The sequence below is a fragment of the Ruegeria sp. CDSC025 genome (assembly GCF_059610805.1).
Genome location: NZ_JBXWOJ010000015.1, coordinates 46,942 through 67,276, shown reverse-complemented (window position 1 = coordinate 67,276; position 20,335 = coordinate 46,942). Strand labels below are relative to the sequence as shown.

The following is a 20,335-nucleotide window of genomic DNA, read 5'->3' as shown; positions in this document are numbered from 1 at the left end:
CTGATCAGTCGGCGAAAAAGAATTCGTCCGGCCGGTGAATGCCGAAATGTGCGCCGGGTTCCCAGGCCCACATGGCCTGCTCGGGGACGTTGCGCAGGCGGTTCGATACGACGATAGGCTGAGGCGCACCGTTCAGAATGCCAATGGCATAAAGTTGGTCAGCGTGGATTTTCAGCATCTCATCCCATGCGGCCTTGCGTTCCTCATCAGTCGAGGCGACCTCCCAGTTATGGGCCAGTTCCATCAGGCGCTCGGCCTCGGGCATATCGGGTTTCTCACCAACATCGCCTCCGGTCTGATGGTACTGCCCCCATTTTGGCCAGGCCAAAAACACCTGATCGGTAGGGGCAAGATAAGCTGGTGAGGTGTGGTGTTGCGGGATGCCGTCATCCCAGCCGTACCAGACGGACGCCATTGTGCTGCCGGCAAACACCCGGTTGCGCAGAATGTCCCTGTCCAATGGGCGCATAATAAGATCGACGCCAATGTCGCGCCATGTGTCTGTGACGATTTGCAAGGCGTTTTCGACCTCTTGCCGCTCACCTGCAGTTTCGATGACCAGTTCCATCGGGCGGCCATCCGGCAACAGCCGCGTGCCGTTCTTGTCACGTTCGGTCAGGCCGGCCTCGTCCAGCAGCGCATTCGCCAATTCGATGTCGTACTGTGCCCATGCCTTTGCGTTTTCTTCGTTGAAGAAGGGCGAAGCAGGCAAGACCGACATCGCGGCGGGATGGGCCAGTTTGAAATACAGCGCCTGATTTATCGTTTTGCGGTCGATTGCCAGAGACAGCGCGCGGCGAACACGCGCGTCACGCAAAACGGCACGCCATGCTTCGTCTTCGTAGTTCAGATTGGGGTAAATCGCGATCTGTGAGGCAACCCCGGTTTTCCACAGCAAGGTTTTGTAGTCTCCACCGGCCTCGCCTTTTTTCAAGATCGAAGCGTCGCGGAACGCCAGTCCGCGCCCCTGTAGATCGGATTCGCCAGCATTGGTTTTTGCAGCAACCAGACCCCCGGCCACGATCTCCATCTCGACCACGTCGATATAGGGAAGCTGCACCCCATGGCTATCGATGCGATGAAAATAGGGATTGCGAACAAAGTTGTGACGGATCTTTTTGCCCGAACTTGCATTCAACCAGGGCTGCAAGGTTGGCAACTCGTGGTTGTCAAACTTGTAAAGGTTGTCGAGTTTGTTGTGTAAAGCTGCCCAGCTTTTGACGCGGGCATCTTCAACCTGAAAGGCAAGCTTTTCTGCGTCAGCGTATTTCTCGTGGTACTGTTTCAGGAACTCGGAAGGGCGGTAGATGAAAGGCGGGCGCGCTTGTGCCAGAGCCTGCAGGAAGCCGGGGTTGGGATCTTCCCATTCAAACACAACGGTCGTTTCATCGGGGAAGGTCACGGTCGGAGTCTTGCCTTCGACGATCAGAAAATCCGGTGGTCCCGACGGGCTGAGCAGTTCATTATTTGCCACATCCTCCCACCAGTATCGGAAGTCCTCGGAAGTGAACGGAGAGCCATTCGACCATTTGTGACCTTCACGCAGGTTGAGGGTGTATTTGCGGTTGTCGTCGTTCTGGAAGGATTCAAGCAGGTCTGGAACGACCTGATAGGTCTGGTCGAACCCAACAAGGCGGGCGTATCCGTAAACGACCATCTGCCGGATGTCTTTGGACCGAGTAATCATTGTGCGCAAAGTGCCGCCCTGTTTGCCGAATTCCCTGCCTTTTGCAGCAAGATCCACAATCAGGGGTTCGGCGGGAATTCGGTCCTGTATGGGGGGAAGGTTCCCCGCATTCACTTCGGTTTCCCAGAAAGTACTTTCTTGCAACTCGGGCATGTCTGCCGTGGCGGGCAGGGCCCATGTTGCGGCCAGCGCAACGGCCAGTAACAGCGGGCGAGTGGTCTTAAACATGGCATCGTACCTTATGGCCGGGCTCCATCTCTACCAATGAAGGTACCACGGAGTCGGTAAATCGGAAGGCGTCATCCCAACTGTCAGGTGAACCAGCACCCAAAGCAACCAAATTCAGGTCGATGGGGCGGTTGATGTCGGGCTCTGGCTGCGCAGCAATCAGTGCCTTGGTGTAAGGGTGACGAGGGTTGTAAAACAGTGTCTCAGGCGGGGCCTGTTCCACGACAAGCCCACGACGCATCACAGCAACTTCGTCGGCAATGCGTGCAACGACCGCAAGGTCGTGCGAGATGAAGAAATACGACAAATTCAGGCTGTCCTGCAAATGTTCCAGCAACGTCAGGATTTGTTCCTGAACCGATACGTCCAGAGCCGAAGTGGGTTCGTCACAGACAATAAGCTGAGGGTCGAGCATCATTGCGCGGGCAATCGACAGGCGCTGTCTTTGGCCGCCGGAAAAAGCATGGGGATAGCGTTTCAGCATATCGGCGTTCAGGCCAACACGTGTCAGCATCTCGGCCGCTTTTTCGCGCTGCTCGGCGGTCGATCCGATACGGTGAATCTCCAACGGTTCGGTCATCGCATCCTGAATGCGCATGCGAGGGCTGAGAGAGCTGTAGGGGTCCTGAAACACCATCTGCGCCTTGCGCTGAAACGCGGTGCGCTGGGTCCGGGTCATCTTGTGAACGGTGATCGCTTCTTCATCGGGGGAGGTTCGAAACAGAACCTCTCCGCCCGGATCAGGCGGCTCAGCCCCTAGTGCGATGCGGGCGGCCGTAGTTTTGCCCGAGCCGCTTTCGCCGACGATCGCCAGCGTCTTGCCCCGCGCGAGGTTCAGATCGACTCCGCGGCAGGCATGGATCAGGCGTTCGCCCTGCCAGCCCTTGCTGGATCGCATCGTATAGGTTTTCGACACGGCCTTCATCTGAAGGATCAGATCTTCGTCGGGCATCGGGATGCCAACCGCATCCTGATCCGGAATCTCGGGCGCGGCGTTGAACAACTGTTGGGTATAGGGGTGAGCAGGGCTGGTCAGGATCGGTGCCGCAGCTCCAGCCTCCATCACGCGGCCTTTGTGCATGACCACGACCTGTTCGGCCATATTGGCGACGACCCCCAAATCATGGGTCACAAGGATCAGTGCCATTCCCGTTTCACGCTGAAGCTCTTTGATCAGCCCCAGCACCTGGGCCTGTGTCGTAACGTCCAATGCTGTCGTCGGCTCGTCCGCGATCAGTAATTCCGGTTTGGAAACCATGGCCATAGCGATCATGGCGCGTTGGCGCATCCCGCCGGACAGCTCGAACGGGTAAGAATCATAGGCGCGCTGAGGGTCTGGAAAACCCACGCGTTCGAACTGTTCCAGAACCGTTTTGCGGGCCTGTGCCTCGGAGGCATTGCGATGCAGCCAAAGAACTTCGCTGACCTGATTGCCAATTTTGTGCAGGGGAGAGAGCGAGCGCATCGGCTCTTGAAAGATCATCGAGATCCGATTGCCACGAATGCCGCGCATCTGACGTTCGCTGATCTGGGTCAGTTCCTCCATGCCTTTAGAATCATTCAGAGTAATCGTACCGCTTCGAATTTGGGCTGCTCGGGGAAGAATGCGTAAAGCAGCCCGGCATGAGATCGTTTTCCCCGACCCTGATTCACCCACAAGCGCAAGTGTCTGTCCCGCTTCGACGTCGAAGTTGACGCCTTGAACCACAGACTCTCCGGCACCAAATCCGATGCTGAGGTCCCGGACAGACAACAACGCAGTCATGCGGGTATTCCACCCGTTAGGCCGTAGCTCGGCATAGGCTTGATCAACTCCCTGTGTTTTTTGTCGCAGTTTCGCGCGGTTGTGCCTGTATAGTCAAACCCGTTCTTGGGGTGAAATGTCGCGAAAACGTGAAACTGAGGCCGATTTGCCTACACAATGCCTTGAGGATTTGTCATCACATGCGATGTCGGTCACAGGTTATGTGTCGTCAAATATCAAGGAGAGATTTCCCAGTGCCCGATCCCCAAAGCCGTCTTGACCTGTTCATCGACCGTATGGTGTCGCAGCGTGCCTGCCTGGACCATGCCATTGCACAGACAAGTACCATGTCCGGTCCGGTGTTCGAGCTGGGATTGGGGAATGGTCGTACTTATCATCACATGGTTCAGTACATTCAAAACCGTCCGGTCTATGTGTTCGAGCGCGCCGTGGCCTCCCATCCGGACTCTACCCCGCCCGAGGATCTGGTGATTCTGGGGGATGTGCGTGAGACTCTGCCTGCGGCGCTGGAACGGTTTGGGCCGACGGCCAGTTTGATCCATGCGGATCTTGGCGGCCATAACAGGGACAAGAACGATGCTTTCGCGCGGTTGGTTTCCCCCCTGATAGAACCGTTGTTGGCAGAAGGTGGGCTGATGGTGTCCAGCGACCGGATGTATTTCGAAAACCTGACCGAAATCCCGCTGCCTGAACATGCGGTGGACGGACGTTGCTTTATCTACCGCCGCTAAGCGCGAGAAGGATACCAAATGCTTTTCTATGATTGCACGACCGCTCCAAACCCGCGCCGCGCGCGCATGTTGATCGCGGAAAAAGGGCTGGAGATTGAAACGCGCAATATCTCGATTGCAAAGGCGGAACAGTTGGATGGCGCTTTCCTTGCGGTAAACCCCAATGCGACGATCCCTGTTCTGGTGACGGATGAGGGCGCAACGCTGACCGAAAACCTGGGCATTGCCGCCTATCTTGAGGCGCGCTTTCCCGAACCACCTTTGATGGGACGTACGCCAGATGAAAAGGGGCTGGTCCTGATGTGGAACAGCATTGTCGAGCAGCAGGGTGGAGTGCCTATTGCCGAGGCTCTGCGCAACACCCATCCCGCGTTCAAGGATCGGGCGATTCCGGGCCCGGCGAACTATGCGCAGATACCCGAGCTGGCACAGCGTGGCATGGACCGGGTTGGCCGGTTTTTTGATTTGCTTGAAACGCGGCTGAAGGATAGTGCGTTTGTTGCGGGGGCTGAGTTCACGCTGGCCGATATCTCGACCTTTGTGTTTGTTGACTTTGCCCGCGTGATCAAGATGCGGATTCCACAGGAAAATACCGCGACGCTGTCTTGGTTCGACAAGATTGCTTCGCGTCCAAGCGCACAGCTTTAAGGTGTTGAAATTGAGCTGTCTGAACTTGCTCACTTGCACTGTACAGAAATGTCTAGACAGGTGTGAACAGTATCACTAGCGTCTCCCTCGAGTCATGCAGGGGAGAGCATAATGAAATCTCAGTATCGCGTTGTGGTCATCGGTGGCGGCGTTGTGGGCGCCTCGGTTCTGTATCACTTGGCCAAATTCGGCTGGTCAGATGTGGTCATGCTGGAACGGCGGCGATTGGCGTCGGGATCGTCCTGGCACGCGGCGGGCGGTATTCACGCGCTGAACGCGGATCCGAACATGGCATCGCTGCAGGCCTATACAATCGACCTTCTCAGCGAGATCGAAAAGGAATCCGGGCAGAATATCGGCCTGCACATGACTGGTGGTCTGACTTTGGCTGGAACGCCCGAGCGGTGGGAGTGGCTGCAGGCCAACTATCGTATATTCCAGTCCATCGGCATCGATGATTGCGAATTGCTGACCCCACAAGAGGCGCAGAGGCGCTGTCCCATCATGTCGACTGACGGCGTTCTGGGCGCGATGTGGGCCGATCGAGAGGGCTATATCGACACGACCGGTACGGTTCAGGCCTATGCAACTGCCGCCAAGAAACGCGGTGCCGAGTATTACGAGGAGACCAAGGTCGAGGAATTGATCCAGACCGATGATGGCTGGCAGGTCGTGACGGACAGGGGCACAATAACTTGCGAGCACGTGGTCAATGCCGCGGGGCTTTGGGCCAAGCAGGTCGGGCGCATGGCTGGGGTTGAGCTGCCAGTGTCGCCGCTGAAACATCACTATCTGATCACGGATACAGTACCCGAAGTGGCGGCGGCGGATTTTGAGATGCCAATGACCGTGGACCTCGAGGGGTTCACCTATATGCGGCAAGACCAAAAGGGCGTTCTGGTCGGTATCTATGAGGTCGACCATGAACATTGGGCCATGGACGGCGCGCCGTGGAATTATGGCGAGGAACTGTTTCAGGAGCAGCTTGACCGGATCGAGAATGAACTGACGTTGGGCTTTGAACGCTATCCGTCGATCCAGAATGTCGGCATCAAAACCTGGGTCAACGGGGCGTTTACATTCTCGCCCGATGGTAACCCGCTGGTCGGGCCGGTTCCAGGCAAACGCGGGTATTGGACCGCCTGCGCTGTCATGGCCGGGTTCCTGCAGGGCGGCGGCGTTGGCAAAACGCTGGCTGAGTGGATGATCCATGGCGAGCCCGAGGCCGATGCATGGCCGATGGACATTGCCCGCTATGGCGATTTTGCCCAGAACAAACGCTATATCCGTGAAACCACCGGGCAATTCTATTCCCGCCGTTTCGTGATGACTTATCCGAATGAACAGCTGCCTGCCGGTCGTCCGCTGAAGATGGCGCCAGCTCATGACGCGATGACTGAAGCGGGATGCAAATGGGGTGTCAGCTGGGACCTTGAGGTGCCGCTGTACTTCGCGCCGAAAGGGTTCGAAGAAACGCCGACCCTCAAGCGATCCAACGCGCATGACATCGTGGCCAAGGAATGCAAGGTGATCCGCGAGGGCGTCGGCCTGATGGACATCTCTGGCTTTTCCCGGTTCGAGGTCACCGGACCAAATGCCGAGCTGTGGCTGGATCACGTGATGGCTTCGAAACTGCCCGCGCCGGGACGGGCCAAGTTGGCACCAATGCTGGGTGAGAATGGGCGGCTAAAAGGGGATCTGACCGTTCTGAATTGGGGCGATGGCACCTGGTGGATCATGGGCAGCTATTACCTGCGTGCCTGGCATATGCGCTGGTTCGACGATCATATGATCGACGGAGTCGAGGTTCGCGATCTGGGCGAGGAGTATTGCGGGTTCGGTCTGGTCGGGCCGAAATCGCAGGAGGTAATCCAAAAACTGGCCGAGCAGGACGTCTCGGGCCTGAAATTCATGGGCTGTGGTGATTTTGATATCGGTCTTGTCAGGGCTCGCGTTGCGCGCATGTCTGTCACAGGTGAAAAAGGCTATGAGATCAACTGCCGCTATGGCGATCACATCAATCTGCGCCGGATGTTGCTTGAGGCCGGGGCTGATGAGGGCATCCGCGAGTGCGGTTTCAATGCGATGCTGTCCACGCGGCTTGAGAAGAGCTTTGGCATCTGGTCGGCGGAATTCACGCAAGCGTACACGCCGGGCATGACCGGCATGGATCGCTGGATCGATTGGGACAAGGATTTCGTCGGTAAAGAGGCCGCCTTGGCCGAACGCGATGGCAATGGTCCTGCGCAGGTTCAGGTGACGCTTGAGGTTGATGCTTTGGACGCAGATGCCAGCGGATACGAACCTGTCTGGTCAGGGGCAGAGCACGTGGGTTTTGTCACCTCGGGCGGCTATGGCCACTACACCGGCAAGTCCCTGGCGATGGCGCTGGTCAACCGTGACAAGGCCGCACCAGGCACCGAACTGTCTGTCCATGTGGTTGGGGTCGAACGACCTGCGCGGGTCATCGCGCCGTCGCCCTATGATCCACAGGGCAAAGCGATGCGGGGCTGACAATGACCAACCCCGAACGTGGACGGCGAAGGCGAGCGCGTGGCGCTGATGCCGCGCCTGCGACCAACCGCAAGGTCGACTACCGCCAGCTGAGGAATCCATTCCCGGTGATGGAGGTGTTTCCGGCGGATCAGATCGCTGACATGCACGAAACCGCGCTGCGTTTGTTGCAAGAGTTGGGCATCAAGGTGCTGCTGCCTGAGGCGCGGAGCATTTTTGCCAAAGCTGGCGCGCGCGTTGATGTCGATAGCGAAATGGTTTTTATTGGTCGCGACATGGTCGAGGCCGCCGTTGCCTCGGCCCCGAAATCCATCACCTGCCGAGCCGGTGCGTCGCACCGGGATTTCACGCTGGAACTGGGTAGCCTTGTGTTTCAACCGGGGGCAGGGGCCCCCAATGCCACCGATCTGGTGCGCGGGCGTCGCCCGGCGACGGGGCAGGATTATCTGGAGTTCCTGAAACTCACCCATCATTTCGACGTCTTTCAAATGATCTCGCCGCAGGTCGAACCGCAGGATGTCCCAACCCCTCTGCGGCACTATTTCACCACGCAGGCGCAGATGGAGCTGACAGACAAGTTCCCATTCTTCTTCTCGCGCGGGACACCGCAGGTGATGGATTGCTTTGAGATGCTGACGACCGCGCGGGGCCTGTCGGATGACGAATTTAGGACCCACCCGCACAGCTATACGATCATCAACACGAACAGCCCGCGCACACTGGACATTCCGATGGCGCAGGGGCTGATCGACTTTGCTCGGCACGGGCAGATGTCAATCATCACGCCCTTCACGCTGATGGGGGCGATGGCACCGATCACGGTGGCGGGGGCCATCACCCTGTCCCATGCCGAGGCGTTGGCCGCACTGACCCTGACGCAATTGGCACGTCCCGGTGCGCCTGTGTGCTATGGCACTTTCACCAGCAATGTGGATATGAAATCCGGTGCTCCGGCCTTTGGAACGCCCTCGCATTTTCAGGCCTCACTGGCGGCCGGGCAGTTGGCGCGGCATCTGGGCCTGCCGTGGCGCTCGGCTGCGGGGTCGGCTTCAAACATCAATGATGTGCAGGCGGCAAATGAAAACCAGTTTGGCCTGTGGGGGTGCCTGATGGCCGGGGCGACGGTGATCATTCACTCGGCGGGATGGCTAGAGGGCGGATTGACCGTGTCCTTTGAAAAACTGGTCTGCGACGCCGAAGTGCTGAACATGGTGGCCGAGCTGTGCACCGGGGCGCAGGCTGGCGAGGCTGAAATTGGGTTCGACACCGCGCTAAGCGAGGTTGAGCCCAGCGGACATTTCTTTGCATCCAGCCAGACGATGGACCGCTATAATACAGAATTCTATGAGCCGCATGTCCATGATTATGCCAATTTCGGCACCTGGGCCGAGCGTGGATCGTTGGACGCAAACAGTCGTGCGACCGGTGTATGGAAGGAAATCTTGGCCAATTTTCAGCCACCTGAGCAAAACAGCGACCAGATTGGCGCGCTGAAAGATTTTATTGCCAAACGTACCGAAGAGGGCGGCGCGCCGCCGGAGAGTTAAATGAATACGAAACCCATCCTGCACCGGGACGACCCGGAAGCTGAACCGCTGATCGGCAATATCAAGGTCACGCGCGACGACTGGCTGAACGTGGCGTTGGATGTGCTAATCTCAGACGGGGTCGATCAGATCAAGGTGATGAATCTGGCGGAACGGATGGCCGTGTCTCGGTCGTCCTTCTATTGGTACTTCAAATCGCGCCAGGAACTGCTGGATGCTCTTCTGGCACGGTGGCAGGCCACCAATACTGCGGCATTGGTCGCGCAGGCCGAAGCTCCGGCAAAGACGATAACCGGTGCGGTGTGCAATGTGCATCGCTGTGTCGTCAATACCGACCTGTTTGACACCGCGCTGGATTTCGCGGTGCGCGACTGGGCGCGCAAATCGGGCAAGGTGCGGCGCGCGCTGGACCAGTCTGACGCCCGACGGTTGCTAGCGCTGCACGCCATGTTTGCCCGCTTTGGCTATTCCGAGGTCGAGGCGGAAACCCGTGCGCGCGTGCTGTATTACATGCAGATAGGATACGATCTGGCGCAGCTGAATGAACCGATGTCCACGCGGATATCAATGGTGCCGCATTATCTATATGTCTTCACCGGGGTCGAGCCGAGGCCAGAGGAAGTAGAAGAATTCAGCGCCTATTCGCGCCATCACTGGAAAGGAGAGCCATCATGAGTCAACCAGATGCAATCATCATCGGAACCGGTGTGATCGGGGCGGCCATCGCATTTGAAATGGCCAAGGCCGGGTGGAAAACCGTATCTCTGGACCGAAACGCTCAGGTTGGCCATGGCTCAACCGCCGGATCCTGCGCGATCATTCGGATGCATTATTCCACCTTTGACGGCACGGCATTCGCCTGGGAAGGCTATCATTATTGGCGCGACTGGGCCGAGTATCTTGGCCTGCCGCAAGGCGCCGATCTGGCCCAATTCCGCGAAACCGGCTGTCTGGTCATGAAGACCGAGGCGAACGGGCTGCTGGAAAAACACATGAAGAACAGTTCCGCGCTGAATTGCCCGTTCGAGGAATGGTCCCCCGAACAGGTCACCGACAGGCTGCCGGTCTATTCGCAGGACAGTTTTGCCCCCGCTCGTCGCATGGATGATCCCGAGTTTGGGCAGCCCAACGGACGCAAGATGCAAGGCGGCGTTTACTGGCCTCAGGCCGGGTATGTCACCGATCCGGCCCTGTCTGCACAGAACCTGATGGATGCCGCCAAACAGCACGGGGCCGAGGTGCGGACCGGGGCCGAAGTGGTCGAGATTTTGACTGATGGCGGGCGAGTTTCTGGTGTCAGGTTGGCATCGGGAGAAGACATTCATGCGAAAGTTGTGGTTAACGTAGCCGGGCCGGGTTCGGCCATCATCAACGGGATGGCCGATGTTCTGGATGACATGACCATTCAGACCCGCCCCTTGCGCCAAGAGGTCGTTCACGTCCCTGCGCCCGAGGGGTTTGACTTTGAAAATGACGGCACAATCGTGTCGGACAGCGATATCGCCTGCTATTGCCGGCCAGAGCATGGCAACCACATCCTGGTGGGCTCGGAAGACCCCGAATGCGACCCACATCAATGGTGCGAAGATGACGTAACCTATAATCGTGACTTTACCGACCAGTGGACGACGCAAGCGATGCGCTATGCCCAGAGAGTGCCCAGTCTTGGCATTCCTTCCAAGACCCGCGGTGTGGTGGACCTGTATGATGCGTCTACGGATTGGATTCCGATCTATGACAAATCCAGCCTTCCCGGTTTTTATATGGCCTGCGGATCCAGTGGAAATCAGTACAAGAACGCGCCGATTGCAGGCAAGATGATGACGGCGCTGATCGGGTATTGCGAAGACGGCGCGGATCATGACAGTGCGCCGCTACAATTTGAACTGCCCTATATTGGACGCACAATCGATGTCGGTTTCTATTCCCGCAAGCGCCCGATCAACAAAGAAAGCAGTTTTTCCGTTTTGGGCTAGCCGACGCGTCCTGATGCACTAGCATTCACGGGATCGAGTTGAGCCCGGACGCATAATGACCAAATCGAAGAACAAGGTTCTGATCCTCGGCAGCGCCCCCACCGCGCTGCGTGCGCGGGACTGGGCGCGTACGCCGTTCACGCATATCGTCGCTATCAACAATGCCTGGCGGGTCCGCGCAGACTGGGATTTTCTGATCCACCCCGAGGATTTCCCGACCAAGAACATGCCCACATCTGTCAGTGACATCCAGCGTATAGTCACTGCAAATGAATACGTTCCGATACAGAATGGTTTCGGTGGGTTTGTCTATGCCGGGGGAACGATGGCCTTTACCGCCGGATACTGGGCTTTGTCTGCATTACAGCCCTCGGTTCTGGCTTATTGCGGTTGCGATATGATCTATTCCGGACAGGGTCGGACGCATTTCTACGGCAACGGAGCCGCAGATCCGTTGCGATCCGATGTGACCTTGCGACTGCTTGAGGCGAAGTCGGCGCGACTAGGATTGTTTGCTGCGGCGCAGGGCTGTCGCACAGTGCGATTGTTCGAAGGGCCAAGCCGACTGGTTTACCCCTCGGTCGACAGCGAAGATTTGTCTTCGGTCGAGATGCCTTCTACATCGGGGATGGCTGAGATCATACGGTCGGAGTCGGATCTTGGATATTTCGTGGAGTCTGGCCGGTACTGGGAAGTTGAGACCGAGTTCGACCCGCAGAAGATCGATGCCATAGACCAGAGGTGGCTATCGCTCTATCCATCGGCCACTCAGCTCTGAATTGCTGTGGTAATTCTGGTTCAGGCCGCGAATGTCGCCCAGGCCCAGACCATTGCCACATAGGTCAGATTATGCATGCACTGATCCAGCCCGGCTGCCCGCCAAAAGGCTGCCTGGGTTGGCATAAGCTGTTTTTTGTCGGAATAGCTGGCTTTGGCAAAGTCGATGTTGAAATGAACGATCCACTCTAGCCCGGCAATGATTACGATAAACGGCAGCGGGGTGCCGAATACCAAGAAAACCAACACCGACCCAATAACATGTACAGCGGCATGTTGGGCGCGTCCCCAGTGAAAATATTCGCCTCGGCCGGACAGCATCTTAGGCGTCTGGAGGTAAAAATCTGCAAACATATGTTTGATCTGCAATAAGCAGAGCATCAATAACACAGTGCCTAGAGTGGCAGGCAAATGAATCCTCCCGATATCGTCCTGAAGCAAACAGTAGGGGCTAATGTGAGGTTGCGCAAATGAACTTGTTCACATTCGGCAAATATCTGTTCAATTCGGAAACTATTTGCGTCTGCAGGCTTGATTGCGGTAAATTCAGACTGTTGAATTTACGAGAATTTCGTAAAGACCGGGTCAGTGATCCGCAGCAGGGGCAGGTTCCATAGAACGCACGATTTTCCGTTTTATCTGGAAATATTCAAAGCGCGACCAGCTGATTTTGCTGGCCGTAACCACGTCTTTGTTTCCGCTGCTATACCTGACGCTGGAACTGCCCAAGCGCATCATCAATGACGCGATCGGGGCTGCGACCCCTGTTGTTGATGTGCTGGGCTACAGCCTGTCGCAAACGAATTTTCTGATCATATTATGCATTGGGTTTCTGCTCGCCGTTCTGGCGCATGGTTTGATGAAAATGCGCATCAACACCATGAAAGGCATCCTGAGCGAACGGATGCTGCGCCGATTCCGGTATCAGATGATCAGCCGCGCCTTGAGATTTCCGCAACCCTATTTCGAACGGGTCAGCCAAGGCGAAATGGTGTCGATGATCACCGCTGAAAGCGAGCCGATGGGTGGGCTGATGGGCGATGCGATCAGCCAGCCGGTATTGCAGGCGGGACAGATGATCACGATACTGTCCTTCCTGTTCCTACAGAGCTTTTGGTTCGGGCTTGCTGCCGTTTCCCTGATCCCGTTACAGGCCTGGTTGATCCCAAAGCTGCAGCGCCAGATCAATCTGTTGAACAAAAGCCGCATCCAGGAAGTGCGCGTGCTGGCTGCACAGATTGGTGAAAACGCAGCAGGTGCGTCAACGCTGCGGGCAAATGGCGGCTGGCGGTATCGCCGGGCCATGATCTCGGATCAGCTGGGCCGGTTGTTTGAAATCCGCTTCGATATCTACCAGAAAAAGTTCTTTATGAAGTTCATCAACAACTTCATTTCGCAGCTTACCCCATTCCTGTTCTATCTGGTTGGCGGCATTCTGGTCTTGCAGGGCTCGGTCTCGTTGGGGGCGTTGGTTGCGGCTTTGGCGGCTTACAAGGACCTCAGTTCGCCTTGGAAAGAGTTGCTCACATATTACAACCAGACACAGGATATGTCCCTGCGCTGGGATGTTGTGATCGAACGCTTTGCACCCTCTGGAATGCAGGACGAAAGCCTGTTCGAAGGCGAGCCCGACAAACATCCCAGGCTGGACGGGGATATTGTTCTGAAACATGCATCTGTTCGTGACATGGACGGGAATCTGGTTCTGGACGACCTCGATCTGACATTCCCAGGCGGTAAAACCATCGGAATCGCTGCGCCCAGCGAAGAAGACCGGCGTGCGGTTTCGGAATTGCTGACCCGAGAGATCCTGCCCAGTTCCGGCAGGGTAACGGTCGGGCAGGAAGATTTGTCAAAGCTGCATCAGGGGGTCATTGCTGCGCGGATCGGTTTTGCCTCATCGCGACCGGTTATGTTTCAGGGAACTTTGGGCGACAATGTGATGATGCCGATGCGTCTTCGTCCTCTGTCGACAGAATCAGACGACCCCGGCTTTGCTGAAACAAGACGAGCGGGCAACAGTACCGACCCGTTTAGAGTTGATTGGCTGGACCCGTCGCTGGCTGGTTTGAACACCGTGGAAGACCTGCGCGACTGGTGGTTACAACTGATCGACGGTCTAGGTTCGGGCGCTGCCCTGTTTCAGCGCGGTGCTGAACAGACATTCGAAGCCAACGAGCACCCCGAGTTGGTCAGAAAACTGGTTGAACTACGGCCCAAAGTTCAGGAGGCGGTAGTCAAGGCTGGGCTGCAACAGCAGGCTCTGATCTTTGACCGCAATGCATATAATGCGGCCTTGCCGGTCGCGGAAAACCTGCTTTTCGCGACGCCCTGCGTTCCGGTCACTCAGGAAATACTGACCCGTCAGGGCGTGTTTTTGGGGCAGCTGCGCGAGCTGGGCTTGGACGAAACCCTGGTCAGCCTGACGCGCGATGTCATTGATATGTTGCGCCAGATATTTGGGTTGGACGGCACGGACCACCCGTTGTTCCGCAAGCTTGGCCTGCAGGCCGAAGTCTACGAAGCTGCAGTCGAACTGGTAGAGCGCACCCGAAACGAAGGTGTCAGCGGTCTGGATGATGGGCAACTGGCCAACCTTCTGGCGGTTCCGTTTGTCATCTCGGCAGAACAGATTGGCCCCGCGTTTACGGATGAATTGAAAAACCGCATACTTGAATTGCGGCAAAGCCACTCCGAAAAACTGCTGCAACATCTGAATGATGTCTTCGTGCCGCTGAAGGAAACCGAGTTTGCCCCCGGTCTGACCGTGATGGAGAACGCTTTGTTCGGTAAGGTCAGCCAGATCGGCGGCGCGCGATCAGATGAGGTCCGTAAGCTGATCGTTGATGTCCTTTCTGAAAACGGAGCCCGACCTTTGGTGGTCGAGCTGATTTACGATGTACCGGTCTCGCTGGGCGGGCAGAACCTGCCTGCGGTTTTCGCCGAACCTTTGGCCTTTACGCGGGCTACGATCAAGAAACCCGACATTCTGATCCTGGATAATGCTTTGGCAAGCTATGACATGGAAACTCAGATTGCGGTCTATAAAAACCTGCGCGCCCTGTTGCCAAATGCGACGGTGATTTATCTGAACGATCAGTACGAAAACCCTGACGTATTCGACATGTTCATAGAAATAAGGCAAGGTCGTGTGGTTTCAGACGAAGGACCCGCCGACGTGGAAGAAGATAGCGCAGCATCAGCCGATTTGGCGCGCAAGCTTCGTGCGCTGGAACAGACGCCGCTGTTTTCCGGTCTTGACCGCAGGCAGCTGCGCCTTCTGGCATTTGGTGCGCGCTGGTTCCAGGCTCAACCGGGAGAGGTGGTGTTCCTGAAAGACGACCAGCCCACCGATGGGGCCTATGTCGTTTTGGAAGGCGAGGCAGGCCTGTATTTGCCGCAACCAGAAGGTCCCGATCAACTGATCGCAACGGTTGGCTCCGGCGCATTGGTCGGAGAGTTGGGGTTGATCCGAAAGGAACCCCGCGCCCTGAGCATGATTGCGGAAACCGACCTGTCTTGTCTGCGTATCGGTGAGGAAGAATTCCTGGCCGTGGTCGAAAACGATGCCGCAACCGCTTTCAAGCTGATGCAGGTGATCGCCGGCTATGTTTCGAACTAGGGGTTGGCTTCAGGTTTGCAGAACAGGTCGTATAGCAGCTGGATGACTTTCGCTGTATTTCCGTCCTGCAGGGAATAGTAGATGGTTTTGCCATCGCGCCGTGTCGACACCAGCTGTTCTTCTCGTAGGCGTGCCAACATCTGACTGACTGCGGCCTGCCGGATTTGCAGCAGTTTTTCCAGCTCACCAACCGATTTCTCGCCATCACCCAGATGGCACAAAATCATCAGGCGGCCTTCATGCGCCAGCGTCTTAAGGTACGCGGCGGCACGTGCTGCACTTTCCTGCATGCCGGGCGGAGTTTCGTCCGAATTCAGTGTTTCGTGGTCTTGAACTGTCACGTGCGTATTGGTTCCAAACTTGGCTTTGGCGCAATATGACTCAGAATTTCAGTACTTGTCACCCCTTTGCAGCAGGGGCACCGCCCTGAAAGGCGTTGCCGTTGGCATAGTCGCAAGGTTCTTCCTGCATCTGAAGGTGCAACCCATCGCCGGTATAGGGGTGTGAGCGGGCCAGATCTTCGTCCACTTCGATCCCCAACCCTGGCGCATTCGGTGCCACGACAAAGCCATTTTCAACGCGCAGTGAACCTTTGATCAAAGCGTCGTGATACGGCGTATCAATGGATTCCAGCAGCAGCAGATTTGGGATTGAGGCTGCCAGATGGATGTTGGCGGCCCATTCAACTGGACCAGCATAGAGATGCGGAGCCATTTGGGCGTTGAATATCTCGGCCATGGCTGCGACTTTCTTCATCTCCCATATCCCACCTGCACGCCCAAGGGCGGGTTGCAGGATTTCTGCTGCACCTGCGCGCAAAACTGCACCGAATTCGGCTTTGGTGGTCATGCGTTCCCCGGTTGCCACGGGTATTCGCACGTTGCGAGCGACGCGGGCCATGTCTTCGATCATGTCAGGTGGGGTAGGTTCTTCGAACCAAAGCGGTGAATAGGGTTCCAGCGCCTGACCCAGCCGGATTGCGCCTGCGGTGTTGAACTGACCGTGGGTGCCAAACAACAGGTCGGCCCTGTCGCCGACCGCTTCACGGATCGCTTTGCAAAAGGCAACTGACATCGAGATGTCGGACATAGCAGGCATATGCCCGCCACGGATCGTGTAGGGACCAGCGGGATCAAATTTTACTGCCGTGAAGCCGCGGCTCACCATTTCAGCTGCACATTCCGCGGCCTGGTCGGGCGAAGTCCAAAAGTCGGCCAGGTCATGCCGGGGCAGGGGGTAAAGGTAGGTGTAGGCCCGGATGCGTTGATTAACCAGCCCACCCAAAAGCGCATAAACCGGACGGTCGCGATCTTTACCCAGAATGTCCCAACACGCGATTTCTAGCCCTGAAAACGCACCCATTACGGTCAGGTCGGGGCGCTGGGTAAAACCGCTGGAATAGACGCGGCGGAACATAAGCTCGATGTTCTCGGGGTTCTCGCCGAGCATATGCCGTTCAAAGACATCCCGGATTACATGACACATAGCTTCAGGTCCAATGGATGAAGCATAGCATTCGCCCCAACCGGTGACGCCTGTGTCGGTGGTAACCTTTACCAGTATCCAGTACCGGCCACCCCAACCCGGAGCAGGGGGGGCCGTGACAATGATATCGAGATCCTGCAGTTTCATAGGATATACTCCAGCCGGGGCTGCTTAGGCCCTGTCAAACATGATGACGTTTCGTTTGGCCGATCCGGTTTTGGTATCCGCAATCGCCTCGTTGATTTGCGACAAGGACCAGCGGCCCGAGATCAGTTCATCCAGCCTCAGCCGCCCCTGTTCATACAGGTCGATCATCCAGGGAATATCACGTTGGATCACCACATCCCCCATCTTTGACCCGATCAGCCCCTGACCAAGTGCGGCCAGGACAACAGGTTCATAGCTTGCCATGTCGCCGGAATGGGGCATCCCGATCATGATGGCCTTACCGCCTCGGCCAAGATAGCGAACGGCCTGGTCATAGGCCGGGATTGCACCGACTGTGATCAGCACGGCATCGGCCCCTCGACCGCCAAGTGCGCGGTAAGCTGCCTTCCATGGTGCGTCCAAAGTGGCCAGAACGCCGTGGGTTGCACCAAATTCCTTTGCAATGGCCAGTTTGTCCTCGGTCATGTCGACCGCAACGATACGCCGGGCACCCGCAATCCGTGCGCCTTGTATGGCGTTCAGGCCAACGCCTCCGGCCCCGATCACGACGACATCCTGACCCGGGCGCAGACCGGCGGCATTCACGGCAGCGCCCACACCGGTGATTACCCCGCAAGACAGCAGACTGGCCACATCCTTTGGCAGGGCCTCGGGAATTCTCACGATCTGCCGGTGGCTGACCACGACTTTTTCGGCAAAAGCCCCGCACGCCATTGCTTGCTCCAGCGGGCCCCCGTCAGCGGTGCGCAACGGACCTTTTACAGTGTCGTGGGGTGTTTCACATAAGGTTGGCTTGCCACCCGCGCAGGAGGGGCAGGAACCGCATGCACGGATAAGCGTCACCACGACGGAATCGCCAACCTCGAACCCTTCGGTCATGCCGCCCGTTGCGGTGATCACACCCGCTGCCTCATGGCCATAAACAGCGGGCAGGAATCCACTCCAGGCGCCGCTGGCGAAAGAAATGTCGGAATGGCAGATCGCAACTGCATCCAGGGTGACCTCGACTTCGCCGGCGGCGGGCGGGGCGATCAGCACGTCTTCTATGACCAGGGGTTTGTCGAATGCCCGACATACGGCCGCCTTGATGGATTGCATGTTGTCCTCGTATTCGGTTTGAATCACGGTGGCGCGGTTCGGAATGTCCTGCAAGGCCGAAACCGTCATCGTCATGTCGTTGTTATGCAGAAATGGGGCGAGATCTGTAAAAGAGGATAAGGCCGACAATCATAAGGCACATGGCCAGAAGAAACGGCGCGCCGGGAAAATAGATGGCGGTGCCGGGCTTTGCGAACCAGGCAAATACGCTGCTCATGACCAGAGGGGAAATCACCATGGAAAGCGCGTGCAGTGAAGTAAGCACGCCCTGAAGCTCTCCTTGTTGCGAATCTGGTGTTGCGCGCGAGGCCAGAGCCTGGATTGCCGGGGTTGCGACTGCGCCGATAGCCGTGATCGGGATCAGCATCAGCGCGATTATTCCATTAGTCAGAAAAGCCAGAAGCAGAAAGCTGACAATCTCGAACACCATCCCGAGAAGGATTGTTACGCGTTCGCCGAGATAACGTGTGGCGGGGCGTATCAATCCGCCTTGAACCGCGGCCATTCCAATTCCGTAAAGACCCAGCGACACACCAATCATCTGGGGTGACCATCCAAAACGCTCGGCGGTGAAATAGGCCCAAATGGCTGGATAGACATAGATTGAGACTGAATAGAGGAAATAGACCCACAACATCGGACGGATCCCCGGCAGCGCCGCGATGGCACGCAATGAATTCACGGGGTTAGCGCGGCGCAGGCTGAACGGGCGCCGGTTCTTATCGGTCACCGTTTCAGGCATCACCATCAAACCGACGCCGAATGTTATGGCCGAAAGCGCTGCGGCAGCCCAGAAGGGCGCACGGGTTCCATATTCGCTCAGCAATCCGCCGATGACCGGACCCAGGACAAAGCCAACCCCGAATGCCGCCCCTAACAGGCCGAAATTCGCAGCTTTTTCGTGGGGTTTCGACACATCCGCCATGAACGCCGCGGCGGTGGAATGAGTTGCGGCTGTGATCCCGCCGACGATCCGGCCGGCAAGTAATAGCCAGATACTGCCAGCAAGCGCCATGACCACATAGTCCAGCGACATGACAAACAGCGATACCAACAATACACCCCTGCGCCCGAAAGCGTCAGACAGGTTGCCTAGGATCGGTCCGAAGATAAATTGCATCGCTGCAAAAGCGGTGCTTAGGACGCCGCCCCAGATCGCCGCGCTGGCCAGCGTACCACCCTGAACATCAATAATGAGCTCGGGCATAATGGGCAGCACAAGGCCAATCCCCATTGCATCAATCATGACAGTGGCAAGAACAAACAGGAAAGGTAAGCGCATGGGTACCGACAAAGAAAGTTTCGGGCACCCTATCGGGGGTCAGGTTCAGAGGAAAGCCGCAAGATTTCGCAGATCAGTCAAGAGTATCAAAGCCCTGCGCGATGTCGTCCAATAGATCGGCCAGTTTTTCAGGGTGCGAAAAGAATGGCGAATGAGAGCTTTGGATGGAATGGCGCATTCCCTCGGGCATGCTGAGGCTCATGATGTGCTGGTATTCAGGCGGGATGGTATAGTCGTCGAGTGTTCGGATATATGCTTTGGGCATATCCTGAAAATGTGCTGTCAGGGTAAGCCGTGCCTCCTGAGGTGCAATGGCCTGCGGGCAAAGCCGAGCCAGCGCATAAAGCAGGACCTCTTCCGGGCAGTCGTGGTAAAACAAGGCCTTCACGCTATCGGGTTTGACCGTATAGGACAGCCCGTCAGTCGATTTTTCGACGGCATCAACTATTGTTTGCCGCGGTGATTTCCGGCGCATCTCGACCATCGACAATCCGTTCTCGGGGACGTAGGCGGACAGGAAAACAAGTCCGCGCATCGCATCCGGTCTCAATTCGGCGGCGGCACTAATGGGGTATCCCCCCCAAGAATGGCCGACGATGATCGTATCCGATCTGCTCGCAGCCAGAACGGCGTTCCGGCAACTGTCCAGGGTCACCTGGTCGATCGACGTCGGGTCAGATCCGTGGCTGGGCATATCAATTGCGCGGACCGAATGGCCGCGTGTTTCAAGTGCTGGGATCAAGTCTCTCCAACACCAGGCACCATGGCATGAGCCATGGACCAACAGAAAATCCGCCAAAGCAATGC

16 protein-coding genes are annotated in these 20,335 nt (G+C 57.0%); 8 read left to right on the top strand and 8 right to left on the bottom strand.

The features are described from left to right. Positions 1-4: 4 nt before the first annotated feature. Together AC2FH8_RS17710 and AC2FH8_RS17705 are read right to left on the bottom strand one after the other, a co-directional pair. Positions 5-1,915, bottom strand: a complete 1,911-nt coding sequence (locus tag AC2FH8_RS17710) for an ABC transporter substrate-binding protein (protein WP_496690376.1) — start codon at positions 1,913-1,915, stop codon at positions 5-7. Continuing rightward, entirely contained in the window at positions 1,908-3,680 is a 1,773-nt protein-coding gene (locus tag AC2FH8_RS17705; RefSeq protein ID WP_496690375.1) for an ABC transporter ATP-binding protein, read from the bottom strand. Before AC2FH8_RS17705 ends, AC2FH8_RS17710 begins: the two co-directional genes overlap by 8 nt. A gap of 200 nt (positions 3,681-3,880) precedes the next feature. Here AC2FH8_RS17705 and AC2FH8_RS17700 point away from each other — a divergent pair, with 200 nt between their 5' ends. The 7 genes from AC2FH8_RS17700 (at position 3,881) to AC2FH8_RS17670 (ending at position 11,874) form a co-directional block, all read left to right on the top strand. After that, positions 3,881-4,411 (top strand): class I SAM-dependent methyltransferase, encoded by a 531-nt coding sequence (locus tag AC2FH8_RS17700; protein ID WP_271951544.1) that lies wholly within the window; start codon positions 3,881-3,883, stop codon positions 4,409-4,411. 18 nt (positions 4,412-4,429) lie between these two features. Further along, on the top strand, positions 4,430-5,059 hold the full coding sequence (locus tag AC2FH8_RS17695; protein ID WP_271951546.1) for a glutathione S-transferase: 630 nt from the start codon (positions 4,430-4,432) through the stop codon (positions 5,057-5,059). Between the two features lie 111 nt (positions 5,060-5,170). Beyond that, complete coding sequence (locus tag AC2FH8_RS17690; RefSeq protein WP_496690374.1) at positions 5,171-7,573, top strand: GcvT family protein; 2,403 nt, start codon at positions 5,171-5,173, stop codon at positions 7,571-7,573. Positions 7,574-7,575: 2 nt separating this feature from the next. Further along, positions 7,576-9,120, top strand: coding sequence for a trimethylamine methyltransferase family protein (locus tag AC2FH8_RS17685; RefSeq protein ID WP_496690373.1), 1,545 nt, complete (start codon positions 7,576-7,578; stop codon positions 9,118-9,120). Continuing rightward, a complete protein-coding gene (locus tag AC2FH8_RS17680; protein WP_271951552.1) occupies positions 9,121-9,795 on the top strand; it encodes a TetR/AcrR family transcriptional regulator in 675 nt (224 codons plus the stop codon). After that, positions 9,792-11,096 carry an NAD(P)/FAD-dependent oxidoreductase gene (locus tag AC2FH8_RS17675; RefSeq protein WP_496690372.1) on the top strand — a complete coding sequence of 435 codons (1,305 nt, stop codon included), beginning with the start codon at positions 9,792-9,794 and terminating at the stop codon, positions 11,094-11,096. Before AC2FH8_RS17680 ends, AC2FH8_RS17675 begins: the two co-directional genes overlap by 4 nt. A 55-nt stretch (positions 11,097-11,151) precedes the next feature. Then, positions 11,152-11,874 (top strand): hypothetical protein, encoded by a 723-nt coding sequence (locus AC2FH8_RS17670; protein WP_142639393.1) that lies wholly within the window; start codon positions 11,152-11,154, stop codon positions 11,872-11,874. A gap of 20 nt (positions 11,875-11,894) precedes the next feature. Here AC2FH8_RS17670 and AC2FH8_RS17665 read toward each other — a convergent pair whose 3' ends face one another. Then, on the bottom strand, positions 11,895-12,284 hold the full coding sequence (locus tag AC2FH8_RS17665; RefSeq protein ID WP_416383939.1) for a DUF3307 domain-containing protein: 390 nt from the start codon (positions 12,282-12,284) through the stop codon (positions 11,895-11,897). 214 nt (positions 12,285-12,498) lie between these two features. Between AC2FH8_RS17665 and AC2FH8_RS17660 the strand changes: the two genes are divergently transcribed. Further along, complete coding sequence (locus AC2FH8_RS17660; RefSeq protein WP_496690394.1) at positions 12,499-15,495, top strand: ABC transporter transmembrane domain-containing protein; 2,997 nt, start codon at positions 12,499-12,501, stop codon at positions 15,493-15,495. On the opposite strand, the gene AC2FH8_RS17655 is transcribed toward AC2FH8_RS17660, so the two are convergent. From AC2FH8_RS17655 to AC2FH8_RS17635, 5 genes are all read right to left on the bottom strand, one after another. Further along, entirely contained in the window at positions 15,492-15,785 is a 294-nt protein-coding gene (locus tag AC2FH8_RS17655; protein WP_142639497.1) for an ArsR/SmtB family transcription factor, read from the bottom strand. The two genes, AC2FH8_RS17660 and AC2FH8_RS17655, sit on opposite strands and share 4 nt — an antisense overlap. Positions 15,786-15,894: 109 nt before the next feature. Then, the gene (locus AC2FH8_RS17650) at positions 15,895-17,127 is read right to left on the bottom strand and encodes a mandelate racemase/muconate lactonizing enzyme family protein (protein WP_496690371.1); all 1,233 of its coding nucleotides are present in this window, start codon (positions 17,125-17,127) and stop codon (positions 15,895-15,897) included. 24 nt (positions 17,128-17,151) lie between these two features. Then, entirely contained in the window at positions 17,152-18,246 is a 1,095-nt protein-coding gene (locus AC2FH8_RS17645) for a zinc-binding dehydrogenase (protein WP_496690393.1), read from the bottom strand. Between the two features lie 82 nt (positions 18,247-18,328). Continuing rightward, positions 18,329-19,528 carry a TCR/Tet family MFS transporter gene (locus tag AC2FH8_RS17640; RefSeq protein ID WP_496690370.1) on the bottom strand — a complete coding sequence of 400 codons (1,200 nt, stop codon included), beginning with the start codon at positions 19,526-19,528 and terminating at the stop codon, positions 18,329-18,331. Positions 19,529-19,601: 73 nt separating this feature from the next. After that, complete coding sequence (locus tag AC2FH8_RS17635; protein ID WP_496690369.1) at positions 19,602-20,327, bottom strand: alpha/beta fold hydrolase; 726 nt, start codon at positions 20,325-20,327, stop codon at positions 19,602-19,604. Positions 20,328-20,335 lie beyond the last annotated feature (8 nt).